This window comes from Massilia sp. W12 (assembly GCF_037300705.1).
Lineage (GTDB): Bacteria > Pseudomonadota > Gammaproteobacteria > Burkholderiales > Burkholderiaceae_D > JACPVY01.
Map to the genome: position 1 here is coordinate 3,083,581 of NZ_CP147776.1, position 14,783 is coordinate 3,098,363.

Sequence of the window (14,783 nt, forward strand, 5' to 3'; positions counted from 1 at the left end):
ATAAGATGAACCAGCAACCCGCTCTGCCATCTTGCATCACTGCAGCAATTGATGGCCCGCAATTGGCAATCCCGGCGCTCAGCCTGCACCGCCTGTTTTTACAACGCGCAGAAGGCAATCCCGATGCGCCCGCCTTATTGGATGGGGCGGCGCAATGCAGTTATGGGCAATTGCAGCAAAAAGTACTCAGTCTGGCCCACGCGCTGCGCGCGCAAGGGGCCGGGCCGGGGCAAAGGGTGGCGGTATGCGCGTTGCGCGGCATGGATTTGATCAGCGCCTTGCTGGCGGTGCTGGCCACCGGCGCCGCCTATGTGCCGCTGGACCCGGAATGGCCGCAAGAGCGCTTGCAATGGATTTTGCAAGACAGCCAGGCGCAAATTCTGTTATGCGCCGGACTGGATTGCGCACAGCCGCACAGCCTGCCGCAAAAACTCTTGCAAGCGCATGCCTGCCGCCTGTTTGACTTGGGCGCATTTGACTGGGCTGCAGCAAACAGCGCCGCCCTGCCGGCTGTCAACGCACAAGACAGCGCCTATCTGATCTACACCTCCGGCTCGACCGGACGCCCGAAAGGGGTCGAAATCACACATGGCAATGCGGTCAACTTCATCGTATGGGCGCAACACGCCTTCCCCACCCTGGCGCAGGAATGCACAGCCTTCGTCACATCAGTCAATTTCGATCTCTCGATCTTTGAAATTTTCGCCCCGCTGGCCGCGGGCGGACGGGTGCGCATCTTCGCCAATGCGATTGCGCTGGCCGATGGCGCGCACGATGTCAGCCTGCTCAACACCGTTCCCTCGGCGCTGGCGGCTCTATTGGAGCTGGGCGCGCTGCCGCCAGCAGTGCACAACGTCAATCTGGCCGGCGAACCGCTCAAAGCGCAGCTGGCGCAACGCCTGTTTGCCGAAACCCCGGTGCGCACCCTGTGCAATCTGTATGGCCCGAGCGAAACCACGACCTACTCCACCTGGGTCAAGATGGAGCGTACTCAAGGCTTTGCGCCGCACATCGGCCAACCCATCGCCAACACCCGGATTTACCTGTTGGACGAAGCGCGCCAGCCGGTGGCGCCGGGCCAGATCGGCGAAATCTGGATTGGCGGCGCAGGCGTGGCGCGCGGCTACTTCGGCCAGCCCGCGCTGAGCAGCGAGCGCTTTGTGGCCGATCCGCAGCAAGCCGGCGCGCAAATCTATAAAACCGGCGACCGTGGCCGCATCCTGCCTGATGGCAATCTGGAATATCTGGGGCGCAATGACTTTCAGCTCAAAATCCGGGGCTTTCGCATAGAGCCGGGTGAAATCGAAGCGCGCATTGCTGAATTGCCGCAGATTCGCGAAGTGGCGGTGGACGCCTGCCCGGATGCAGCAGGAGAAATGCGGCTGGCCGCCTGGTATTCCCTGCGCAACGGGGCCGCAGCGCCGAGCCAGGCCGCATTGCGCGCCCACTTGCAAGACAAATTGCCGCACTGGATGCAACCATCCGCCTGGCTGTGCCTGGCTGCGCTGCCGCAAACCCCGAATGGCAAGCTGGACCGCAAAGCACTGCCGCCGCCCGACTTCAAACAAGTCATGCAAGGCAGCCAGGCCCGTGGCCCGCGCGAGGAATTGCTGGCGGCGATTGTGTGCGCATGCCTGCGCCTGCCGGCCATCACACGCGAAGCCAATCTGTTTACGCTCGGCATGCACTCGCTGCAAGCGCTGCAAGTGCTGGGCAAGATCTGGCGCGCCTGCGGCGTCAAACTGCAGCCGGCGGACATACAAACGGCGCCCAGCATTGCAGAATTGGCAAACCTGCTGGAACAGCGCGCAGCGCATGCCGCCGCCACGCCGCCCGCGCTGCAAGCCAATCTGGCGCGCCAGCCCGGCCAGCCGCTGCACGCCCCGGCCACCCCGGAGCAGCAACGCCTGTTTTTCATTCAACAGATGCAAACCGGCAGTCAGGCATATCACCTGAGCCTGGGTTTTGCACTGCAAGGCGCGCTCGATGTGGCGGCGCTGGAGCGGGCTTATGCGCAATTGCAAACGCGGCACGCCAGCTTGCGCACCGTGTTTGCGCTGCATGATGGCGCCGTGCAACAAATCATTCTGCCGCAAGGCGCTGCCAGCCTGCGCCAGCACGATTTGCGCGAGCTGCCGGCAGCGCAACGCCAAGCGCAGGCCGCACAACTGGCGCAAGCCAGCGCCGCCGCCGCTTACGATCTGGGGCAAGGGCCTTTAGTCCGCCTGTTATTGCTGCGCCTGGATCACAGCGCATGGGAATTACATCTGCAACAACACCACATCATTTCCGATGGCTGGTCACAGCAGCTGTTATTGCAAGATCTGGCGGCGTTTTATCAAGCCGCACTGAGCGGCGCCGCGCCCGCGCTCAACCCCGCGCCGCTGGATATGGCTGACTATGCCTGCTGGCGCGCGCAGCAGGACAGCAGCGCCGGCCTGGCCTATTGGCGCCAGACGTTGGAAGGTGCGCCGGCCCTGCTCGACATGCCGCTCGACTTCCCGCGCCCGGCGCAACAGGATCACCAGGGCGCCAGCCTGCCGCTGCAATTCGACGCCGCCCTGGTGGCCGCACTGCAAACCCGCGCCGAAAGCCAGGGACTGACCCTGTACATGCTCTTGCTGGCGGCCTGGGCCGCGCTGCTGGCGCGCTATTCCGGGCAGGATGAAGTGGTGATCGGCGCACCCGCCGCCAACCGCGCCTTGCCCGAACTGGAACAGATCAGCGGCTTTTTCGCCAACACCATCGCCCTGCGCATCAGCCTGCAAGACGATCCCACCTTCGCCGCCCTGCTGCAACACTGCCGCAGCCAATTGTGGGGCGCGCTGGCGCATCAGGACGTGCCGTTTGACAGCGTGGTGCAAGCGCTGCGCCCGCTGCGCAGTCTGGCGTATAACCCGCTGTTCCAAACCATGCTCTCGCTTAACAGCAGCGCTGAGGCCAGCCTGCCGCCGCTGCCTGGCCTCAGCAGCCGCGCCCTGCCGCCCTGCGCCAGCGCGGCGATGTTTGACTTGTCCCTGCATCTGGAGCAGGACGGGGCCGGCATCCATGGCGAATTGAGTTACGCCAGCGCACTCTTCAAACCCGGGAGCGCGGCGCGCCTGGCCCACTCGTTTAGCGTCTTGCTGCGCGCCATGGCGCAAGCCGAAACGGCCCTGCTGCGCATCTCCGCCCTGCCGCTGCTCGATCAAGCCGCGCGCCAAGAAGTCTTGTATGACTTTAATCAAACCAGTCTGGCGTTCCCGCAGCAAGCCTGTCTGCACCACTTATTTGAAGCCAGCGTGGCGCGCCAGCCGCAGGCGATTGCGCTCTTGCATCAAACACAAAGCTACAGCTATGAAACCCTCAACCGCATGGCCAACCGCGTCGCCCATGCTCTGCTGGCGCTGGGTATTCAGGCTGATACGCGGATTGCGCTGTGCTGTCCGCGCACCCCGCACTTAGCCGCCGCCCTGCTGGGGATTTTGAAAGCCGGGGCCGCCTATGTGCCGCTGGATATCGACTATCCGCCGCAACGCCTGGCGCATATGCTGACGGACAGTCAGACGCGCGCCTTGCTGCATGCCGGCGCCCTGCCCGCCGCGCTGGAACAGGAATTCAGCCCTGCGCTGAACACTCTGCCGCGCATTGACTTACTCGCCCTGCTGGAAGAAGCAAGCGTCCCGGCGCAAGAACACAATCCGGCCCTGCCGCTTGACGCCAGCCAGCTGGCTTACATCATCTACACCTCCGGCTCCACCGGCAAATCCAAGGGGGTGGCGATTGAACACCGGCAGGCGGTGAATTTTGTCAGCTGGAGCCGGCAAGCCTTCCCGCATCTGGGACAGGAAACCGTGCTGTTTGCGACATCCATCAATTTTGATCTGTCCATTTTTGAATTTTTCGCCACCCTGGCCGCCGGTGGCCGTGTGCGCCTGTTGCGCAATGCGCTCGACATCGCCAGCGCAGGCCAGGACGGCACTCTGATTAACAGCGTCCCCTCAGCGCTGGCCGCGCTGGCCGATATCGATGGCATTCCACCCGGCGTGCACACCATCAACCTGGCCGGCGAACCCTTGAAACAAGCCCTGGTGCAACGCATGTTCGCCAGCAGCCGGGTGCAGCGCATTTGCAATCTGTACGGCCCGAGCGAAACCACGACCTATTCCACCTGGTGTGAAATGGATCGCGCCAGCGGCTTTGTCAGCCATATCGGCAAACCGCTGGCGAATACCCAAATCTATATTCTGGACAGCCAAATGCAGCCGGCCCCGGTCGGCGTGGTCGGCGAGATGTGGATTGGCGGCGACGGGGTTGCGCGCGGCTATCTGCTGCGTCCCGATTTGAGCGCCGAGCGCTTCCTGGACAATCCTTTCGCGCCTGGCCGTCTGTATAAAACCGGCGACCTGGGACGCTGGCGCGCCGATGGCAATCTGGATTATCTGGGACGCAATGATTTCCAGGTCAAGATTCGCGGCTTCCGCATTGAGCCGGGCGAAATCGAAGCGCGTCTGGCCGAGCTGCCGCAGGTGCGTGACGCGGTGGTGCTGGCGCGCGCAGATGCGCCAGGCGATATGCGTCTGGTGGCGTATCTGACCGCCGCCAGCGGCCAGCAACTTGAGGCGGCGGCCTGCCGCGCCCATCTGGCCGCCCATCTGCCGGAATTCATGCTGCCCTCCGCCTTTGTGCTGCTCGATACCCTGCCTTTGACGCCAAATGGCAAGCTGGATCGGAAAGCGCTGCCGGCGCCGGATTATGCGCAACTCGCCGCCCGCAGCCAAGACGCGCCGCCGCAAGGTGAAATCGAAAACGCGCTGGCGCAGATTTTTTGCCGCGTGCTGCAGCTGCCGCAAATCAGCCGCCACGCCAGTTTCTTTGAACTGGGCGGACATTCTCTGCTGGCCTTGCAATTGCTCAATCAAATCGGGCGCGCCTTTGGCCTGAGTTTGAACGTGCGCCAGCTATTTGAAGCGCCCAGCGTAGCGCAACTGGCCCAGCTGCTGCCCGGCGCGCGGGCATCCCTGCCGCCGCTGCAAGCCGTGCCGCGCCAGCCCGGTCAAGCCCTGCACGCGCCCGCCACCGCAGAACAGCAACGCCTGTTTTTCATTCAACAGATGCAAACCGGCAGTCAGGCATATCACCTGAGCCTGGGTTTTGCACTGCAAGGCGCGCTCGATGTGGCGGCGCTGGAGCGGGCTTATGCGCAATTGCAAACGCGGCACGCCAGCTTGCGCACCGTGTTTGCGCTGCATGATGGCGCCGTGCAACAAATCATTCTGCCGCAAGGCGCTGCCAGCCTGCGCCAGCACGATTTGCGCGAGCTGCCGGCAGCGCAACGCCAGGCTCAGGCCGCACAACTGGCGCAAGCCAGCGCCGCCGCCGCTTACGATCTGGGGCAAGGGCCTTTAGTCCGCCTGTTATTGCTGCGCCTGGATCACAGCGCATGGGAATTACATCTGCAACAACACCACATCATTTCCGATGGCTGGTCACAGCAGCTGTTATTGCAAGATCTGGCGGCGTTTTATCAAGCCGCACTGAGCGGCGCCGCCCCCGCGCTCAACCCCGCGCCGCTGGATATGGCTGACTATGCCTGCTGGCGCGCGCAGCAGGACAGCAGCGCCGGCCTGGCCTATTGGCGCCAGACGCTGGAAGGAGCGCCGGCCCTGCTCGACATGCCGCTCGACTTCCCGCGCCCGGCGCAACAGGATCACCAGGGCGCCAGCCTGCCGCTGCAATTCGACGCCGCCCTGGTGGCCGCACTGCAAACCCGCGCCGAAAGCCAGGGACTGACCCTGTACATGCTCTTGCTGGCGGCCTGGGCCGCGCTGCTGGCGCGCTATTCCGGGCAGGATGAAGTGGTGATCGGTGCGCCCGCCGCCAACCGCGCCTTGCCCGAACTGGAACAGATCAGCGGCTTTTTCGCCAACACCATCGCCCTGCGCATCAGCCTGCAAGACGATCCCACCTTCGCCGCCCTGCTGCAACACTGCCGCAGCCAATTGTGGGGCGCGCTGGCGCATCAGGACGTGCCGTTTGACAGCGTGGTGCAAGCGCTGCGCCCGCTGCGCAGTCTGGCGTATAACCCGCTGTTCCAAACCATGCTCTCGCTTAACAGCAGCGCTGAGGCCAGCCTGCCGCCGCTGCCTGGCCTCAGCAGCCGCGCCCTGCCGCCCTGCGCCAGCGCGGCGATGTTTGACTTGTCCCTGCACCTGGAGCAGGACGGGGCCGGCATCCATGGCGAATTGAGTTACGCCAGCGCACTCTTCAAACCCGAGAGCGCGGCGCGCCTGGCCCATTCGTTTAGCGTCTTGCTGCGCGCCATGGCGCAAGCCGAAACGGCCCTGCTGCGCATCTCCGCCCTGCCGCTGCTCGATCAAGCCGCGCGCCAAGAAGTCTTGTATGACTTTAATCAAACCAGTCTGGCGTTCCCGCAGCAAGCCTGTCTGCACCACTTATTTGAAGCCAGCGTGGCGCGCCAGCCGCAGGCGATTGCGCTCTTGCATCAAACACAAAGCTACAGCTATGAAACCCTCAACCGCATGGCCAACCGCGTCGCCCATGCTCTGCTGGCGCTGGGTATTCAGGCTGATACGCGGATTGCGCTGTGCTGTCCGCGCACCCCGCACTTAGCCGCCGCCCTGCTGGGAATTTTGAAAGCCGGGGCCGCCTATGTGCCGCTGGATATCGACTATCCGCCGCAACGCCTGGCGCATATGCTGGCGGACAGTCAGGCGCGCGCCTTGCTGCATGCCGGCGCCCTGCCCGCCGCGCTGGAACAGGAATTCAGCCCTGCGCTGAACACTCTGCCGCGCATTGACTTACTCGCTCTGCTGGAACAAGCAAGCGTCCCGGCGCAAGAACACAATCCGGCCCTGCCGCTTGACGCCAGCCAGCTGGCTTACATCATCTACACCTCCGGCTCCACCGGCAAATCCAAGGGGGTGGCGATTGAACACCGGCAGGCGGTGAATTTTGTCAGCTGGAGCCGGCAAGCCTTCCCGCATCTGGGACAGGAAACCGTGCTGTTTGCGACATCCATCAATTTTGATCTGTCCATTTTTGAATTTTTCGCCACCCTGGCCGCCGGTGGCCGTGTGCGCCTGTTGCGCAATGCGCTCGACATCGCCAGCGCAGGCCAGGATGGCACCCTGATTAACAGCGTCCCCTCAGCGCTGGCCGCGCTGGCCGATATCGATGGCATTCCACCCGGCGTGCACACCATCAACCTGGCCGGCGAACCCTTGAAACAAGCTCTGGTGCAACGCCTGTTCGCCAGCAGCCGGGTTCAGCGCATTTGCAATCTGTACGGCCCGAGCGAAACCACGACCTATTCCACCTGGTGTGAAATGGATCGCGCCAGCGGCTTTGTCAGCCATATCGGCAAACCGCTGGCGAATACCCAAATCTATATTCTGGACAGCCAAATGCAGCCGGCCCCGGTCGGCGTGGTCGGCGAGATGTGGATTGGCGGCGACGGGGTTGCGCGCGGCTATCTGCTGCGTCCCGATTTGAGCGCCGAGCGCTTCCTGGACAATCCTTTCGCGCCTGGCCGTCTGTATAAAACCGGCGACCTGGGACGCTGGCGCGCCGATGGCAATCTGGATTATCTGGGACGCAATGATTTCCAGGTCAAGATTCGCGGCTTCCGCATTGAGCCGGGCGAAATCGAAGCGCGTCTGGCCGAGCTGCCGCAGGTGCGTGACGCGGTGGTGCTGGCGCGCGCAGATGCGCCAGGCGATATGCGTCTGGTGGCGTATCTGACCGCCGCCAGCGGCCAGCAACTTGAGGCGGCGGCCTGCCGCGCCCATCTGGCCGCCCATCTGCCGGAATTCATGCTGCCCTCCGCCTTTGTGCTGCTCGATACCCTGCCTTTGACGCCAAATGGCAAGCTGGATCGGAAAGCGCTGCCGGCGCCGGATTATGCGCAACTCGCCGCCCGCAGCCAAGACGCGCCGCCGCAAGGTGAAATCGAAAACGCGCTGGCGCAGATTTTTTGCCGCGTGCTGCAGCTGCCGCAAATCAGCCGCCACGCCAGTTTCTTTGAACTGGGCGGGCATTCTCTGCTGGCCTTGCAATTGCTCAATCAGCTCAAGCAATACGGCCTGTCTGTCACGCTGCGCGAATTATTCGCCGCGCCCGACGTGGCGCAGTTAGCCCGGCTGGCGCAAAGCAATCGCGTCAGCCAAACCGCGGCAGCGCTGGCGCCGCTCAAGCGCCTGGGACGCCAGCGCGCGCCGGCCAGCGCCGCCCAGCAACGCTTGTGGTTTATGCATCAATTGCAAGGCGACAGCCTGGCGTATCACCTGCCGCTGTGCTTCAGCCTGCAGGGCGCGCTGGATGTGGCGGCCTTGCAAAGCGCCTGTGACACTCTGTGCGCGCGGCATGAGATTTTGCGCACCACTTTTATGGAACAGGATGGGCGCGCCTGGCAAGTGGCGCAGCCCGCTGGCGCAGCCGATTTTACCTGCCTGACGGTGAGCGCAGACAGCCTGAGCGGGGCCGCAGCAGAGGCCGATACGCTGCTGGCGCAATTGTGCCGGCAAAGTTTTGATTTGGAACGCGGCCCCTTGCTGCGCTTTTGCCTGCTGCAATTGGACGCGCAACACTGGCGTTTTCTGATTTTGCAACATCACATCATCAGCGATGGCTGGTCATTCGGCTTACTGTTGCAAGAATTGGATCAACTCTACCGCGCGGCTATTCAGGGCGCGCCGGCGGCATTGCCGGCCCCGGCGCTGCAATTTTCCGACTATGCGCACTGGCTGGAGCAAGCGCCGCAGCAGGCTGCGCAGCAAGCCGCGCTGGCCTTCTGGCGCGAACGTCTGGCCGGCGCGCCGCCGCAGCTGGAATTGCCGGGCGACTTCCCGCGCCCGCCCTACAGCACACACCGCGCCGGGACACATGCGCTGACATTTGACGCTGCCTTGCTGGCGCAGCTGCAGGAATGCGCGCAAAGCCATCAGCTGACTCTGTATATGCTGCTGCTGGCGGCCTGGGCTTTGCTGTTGGCGCGCAGTGCGAATCAGGATTGTGTGGTGATCGGCAGTCCGAGCGCTAACCGGCCACTGGCGGACATGGCGGCGCTGCCGGGCTTTTTCGCCAACACCCTGGCGTTGCCGGTGCGCATTGCGCCGCACGCCAGTCTGGCCGCGTATCTGCAAGCCACACGCGAATTGGTGTTGGCGGCGCAAGACGCCCAGCTGGCCCCGTTTGATCTGGTGGTGGAAGCGCTGCGCCCGGAGCGCAGTCTGGCCCTGAATCCGATTTTCCAGGCTGCGCTGGCCTGGAATAATACGGCGCAACACAATCAATTCAGCCTGGGCGGGCTGGCCTTGCACAGCTGCCCCGCGCCGCAGCTGGATACGCCGTTTGACATCCTGCTGAATATCGAACACAGCGCCAACCGCCTGCAAGCGGAAATCTTGTATTCAGCCGAGCTGTTCAGCGCCGCGCGCATCGACGATCTGGCGCAAAGTCTGCACGCCCTGCTGCAAGCGATTTGCGCGCCGCAGGCGGCTGACTGTTCTGTGCTGCGTTTGAATATGCTGTCCGACGCGCAGCTGGAGCGCATCCACAAGCGCTTCAACCCGGCCCCGCAGGCGCTGCCGCCGTTGAGCGTGTTGGATCTGGCGGCGCAGCAAGCCGCCGCCGCCCCGGCGGCGATTGCGCTTAGCGACGACAGCACGCAAACCCTGAGCCGCGCCGCACTGCAACAGCGCGCCAATCAGCTGGCGCATTATCTGCTGCACGCCGGCCTGGGACGGGGACAGGTGGCCGCCATTTGTCTGGAGCGCAGCTTCGATTCCGTGATTGCGATGCTGGCGGTGCTCAAAACCGGGGCTGCGTATCTGCCGCTTGATCCAAGCCACCCGCCGCAACGCATCGCCGATCTGTGCCAGGATGCGCAAGTGCAACTCGCCTTGTGCACAGCGGCGACGCAAAGCGCGCTGCCGTCCGGCCTGCGCTGTGTGGCGCTGGATCAGATCGAAAGCGGGCTGGCCGCGCAAGACAGCAGCGCACCGCAAATCACGCTGCAGGCGCAGGACTTGGCCTGCCTGTTTTACACCTCCGGCTCCAGCGGCAAACCCAAAGGCGTGATGGTCGAACATGGCAATCTGCTGCGTCTGGTGTATCACAATCCATTTGCGCCACTGACACAGGATGATTGCATTTCGCACTGCGCAAATATTGCGTTTGACGCCGCCAGCTGGGAAGTCTGGGGCGGCTTGAGCGCCGGCGCGCGCATTCACATCATCAAAACCGGGCAGATGCTGGACGCCGACAGCCTGCGTGCGCAAATCACTGCAGGCGGCATCAGCGCGCTCTGGCTGACCGTCGGCTTATTCAATGCGCTCGCGCTGGAATTGGGCGAATGCCTGCGCCAATTGCGCTATGTGCTGGTGGGCGGCGATGTGTTGGATGTGCAAAGAATCGCCGCCGTTTTGCGCCACCCGCACCGCCCGCAACAGCTGATCAGCTGCTACGGCCCGACCGAGACCACCACCTTCGCCACCACCTGGCCAATTCAGGAAGCGGACTTACAGCGTTGCAGCATTCCACTGGGCCACCCGATCGCCAACACCAGCGTGTGGGTGGTGGATGGCGAGGGACAGTTGCAAGCGCCTGGCGTGGTGGGCGAATTATTGATCGGCGGCGCGGGCGTCGCGCGCGCCTATCTGAAGCGGCCTGATTTGACGCAGGAGCGCTTTATTGCCGACCATTTCAGCGGTCAGCCCGGCGCGCGGCTGTACCGCAGCGGTGATTTGGGACGCTGGCTGCCGGATGGCCGGCTGGAATTCGCCGGACGCAATGATGCGCAAGTCAAAATCCGGGGTTTTCGCATTGAACTGGGCGAAATCGAAGCCCGCCTGAGCAGCCATGCCGCCGTGCAAAGCTGCACTGTGCTGGCCTTGGAAGACGCAGTGCGCGGCAAATATCTGGCCGCCTACTGGGTCGCCCAGCCGGGCCAGCGCGCCAGCGCTGCGGAATTGCGTCACGCCCTGGCGCAGCAATTGCCGGACTATATGACGCCGGCGATTTTCATGGAATTGGCGGCCCTGCCCCTGAATGCGAATGGCAAGCTGGATAAACGCGCCTTGCCGCCGCCCCGCCTCACCCTGGAAGCGGGACAGGATGAGGCGCCGATTGGCGAACTGGAGCAAACCTTGTGCCAAATCTGGAGCGAATTGCTGCGCATTCCAGAAGCCGGGCGCAATGCCAATTTCTTTGAACTGGGCGGGCATTCGCTGCTGGCCACCCGGCTCGCTTCGCGCCTGCGCCAACTGTATGACCTGCCGCATGTCCTGCCCTGGATTTTCGCGGCGCCGACGCCAGCGGCGATGGCGCAAAAAATTGATGAACACAATCTGCAACACACCGACGCCGATACTCTGCAAGCCCTCCTTGACCAACTTGAAAGCATGAGCGATGAAGACGCAAGCGCCACCCTGGCGCACGCCATGCCCAGCCTTGAAAGCCAACCATCATGAGCGATTTAAACGCCCGCCTCGCCAACCTGTCACCGGAAAAACGCGCACTCTTAATGCAACAGCTGGCGCGCCAGGCCGGCGCCAAACCCAAGCACGAGATTGTGGCGCGCGTGCGCCCGGAGCGGATTCCAGCCTCTTTTGCCCAGCAAAGGCTGTGGATTATGGATCAGTTGGATGAAAATTCTTCAACCTACAATGTGCCGGACGCGGTCTGGCTTAGCGGTGAGTTGCAAATTGATGCGCTGCAAGCGGCTTTAAGCGAACTGCTGCGCCGCCATGAAGTGCTGCGCACCGTCATCAAACACGATGAACAAGGCCCGTTTCAAGCGATTGAAGCGGCGCGGCCCTATGTGTTGGCGCAGCATGATTTGCGCAGCGCTGATCTGGAACAGGCGCGCGCACAAGCCTTAACTCTGGTCAAGCAGGCTGCGCGGCTGCCGTTCAAACTCGACAGCGGCCCGCTGTTTCGCGCCGCCTTATACCAGGTCGATACGCGGCAATGGCTGTTTTTCCTGAATGCCCATCACATCGTGATTGATGGCTGGTCATACAGCATTGTGTATGACGAACTGTTCGCGCTGTACCAGGCGTTTTCGCAAGGGCTGCCCAATCCGCTGCCGGAGCCGACCCTGCAATACGCCGATTACACCCTGTGGCAACACGAGTATCTGGCGCCGCAGGGGCCGGTGCTGCAAACCCAGCTGAATTACTGGAAAGACAAGCTCAGCGGCAATTTGCCGGTGCTGGAACTGCCGAATGACTTCCCGCGTCCGCCGCGTCCGACTTTTATCGGCGACAGCGTGCGCTACCGTTTCGATGGCGCAGTCTGGCGCCAGCTGCAGCAATTCGCACAACACGAGGGCGTCACCCCCTTCATGCTGTTCGCCGCCCTGCTCTCCGTGATGCTGACGCGCCATGCAGCGCAGGAAGAATTGGTGTTGGGCATGGGGGTGGCCAACCGCCACCGTCTGGAAGTGGAAAAATTGTGCGGCTTTTTCGTCAACACCCTGCCGCTGCGGATTGATTTGTCGGCCAATCCGGGCCTGCGTGAATTGCTCGCGGCAGTCAAGCGCGACACCCTGGACGCCTATTCGCACCAGGATTTGCCGCTCGAACGCCTGCTCAAAGAATTGGATCTGGAACGCAATATGAGCCATGCGCCGCTGTTCCAATCCATGCTGTTCTTCCAGAATCTGCCGACGCTGGATCTGGAATTGCCGGGCCTGCATGTCAATCCGGTCAAGGATTTGAACGCCGGCGTGGCGCGCACGGATCTGACTTTCTTTGCGCTGGAAATCGATGGCACGCTGGAGTTGTACATTGAATTCGCCACCGATCTGTTCACCCGCCAGACGGTGCTGGCGATGGCGCAACGTCTGCAAGCCCTGGCGCGCGCCGCGCTTGAACAGCCGGAACAGCCGGTGATGTTGCTCGATATGCTGCCCGAGCACGAGCGCGAACGCTTAAGCCACAGCTGGAATGAAACCCGCCACCATGGTCTGGAACAGGGTTTGACGCATGAATTATTCCTGCGCCAGGCGCAAGCCACGCCCGACGCCTGCGCCGTGGTGTGCCAGGACAAGCGCCTGACGTATCGCGAATTGCAAGCGCGCGCGCTGCAAATCGCCAGCGCGCTGCAAGGCGCCGGCGCGCAAGCCGGCGAGATGATCGGAATTTATCTGCCGCGCAGCGCCGATATGCTGGCCGCCGCATTGGGCGTCATGATCGCCGGTTGCGCCTATGTGCCGATGGACCCGGCCTTCCCCGCCGAACGCCTGGGTTTTATGCAAGAAGACGCCGGTTTGCGTCACATTGTCAGCAATCTGGCCTTGCGCGCCAGCATGCCGGGACAGGCGAAAGCCGTCTTGCTGGAAGAGTGCCAGGGGTTGCCGGCGCCGCGCGCGGTTGACTGTACGCCACAGGATTGCGCCTATGTGATCTTCACCTCCGGCTCCACCGGACGCCCGAAAGGCGTGCAGGCGCCGCACAGCGCGGTGGTGAATTTCCTGCGCAGCATGGCGCAGCAACCCGGTTTGCAGGCGCAAGACCGCTTATGCGCCGTCACCACGCTGTCATTTGATATTGCGGTGCTGGAATTATTTTTGCCCTTAAGCGTCGGCGCCTGCGTGGTGCTGGCCGGGGCTGATGTGACGGGCGACGGCCAAGCCCTGGCCGCGCTGCTGGAAGCGGAAGATTGCACGGTGATGCAAGCCACCCCGGCCACCTGGCGCATGCTGCTGGCCGCCGGCTGGCGTCCGCATCCCGGCTTGCGCATGCTGTGTGGCGGCGAAGCGATGCCGGCGGATCTGGCGCACACCCTGCTGCAAGGCGGGGCTGCGCTGTGGAATATGTACGGGCCGACTGAAACCACGGTCTGGTCTGCCTGCAGCCGCTTGCAGCCGGATGCGCCGATCAACGCTGGCCGCCCGATCGCCAACACCACGCTGTATGTGGTCGATAAGCATATGCAACTCTGTCCCATCGGCGTGCCGGGAGAATTATTGATCGGCGGCGCCGGCGTCACCCTGGGTTATTTGCACCGGCCTGAATTGACCGCTGAAAAATTCATTCCCGATCATTTCAGCGCCCAAGGCGCCGGACGGCTGTACCGCACCGGCGATCTGGCGCGCTGGCGGCATGACGGCAATCTGGAAATCATGGGCCGGCTCGACCATCAAATCAAGCTGCGCGGTTATCGCATCGAACTGGGCGAAATTGAAGCGGTGTTGCAGGAAGTGGCCGGGGTGCGCCAGGCAGTGGCGCTGTGCCGTGAGGATCAGCCCGGCAATCCCTGTATCGTCGCCTATCTGGTGGGGACGCAGGCGCTGCCGCAAGAAGCGTTGCGCGCTGCGCTGGCCAAGCGTTTGCCGGAATACATGCTGCCGGCGCATATCGTGCAACTTGAAGCGCTGCCGCTGACGCCCAACGGCAAAATCGACCGCCGCGCCCTGCCCGCCCCGCTGCTGCAAGTCAGCCACGGCAAGCCGGCCAATGCGCAGGAAGAAACGTTATGCGCCATCTTCGCCGAATTGCTCGGCCTGCCCGCAGTCGGCGTGGACGACGATTTCTTCCGCATGGGCGGGCACTCACTCTCAGCAACCCAGGCGATTGCGCGCATCAATCAAAGTTTTGGCGCGCAGCTCGGCTTGCGCGCCCTGTTTGAGGCCGCCACCCCGGCCAAAATGGCGGCCCTGCTGTTGCAACAGCAAGTCGCCAGCGTCGATGCCGCCGCGCTGGCCGACATGCTGTCCCAGCTCGAAGGCCTGTCTGAAGATGAAATCGCAGCCATGCTGGCTGCTGAAAGCGCTTGAT

The 14,783-nt window shown here is 63.2% G+C and carries 2 protein-coding genes; both read left to right on the forward strand.

Annotation, left to right across the window (positions count from 1 at the left end):
- Nucleotides 1-5: 5 nt before the first annotated feature.
- A complete protein-coding gene (locus tag V8J88_RS12300; RefSeq protein ID WP_338844424.1) occupies nucleotides 6-11,471 on the forward strand; it encodes an amino acid adenylation domain-containing protein in 11,466 nt (3,821 codons plus the stop codon).
- Complete coding sequence (locus V8J88_RS12305; protein ID WP_338844425.1) at nucleotides 11,468-14,782, forward strand: amino acid adenylation domain-containing protein; 3,315 nt, start codon at nucleotides 11,468-11,470, stop codon at nucleotides 14,780-14,782. Before V8J88_RS12300 ends, V8J88_RS12305 begins: the two co-directional genes overlap by 4 nt.
- The last annotated feature ends 1 nt before the right edge of the window (nucleotide 14,783 follow it).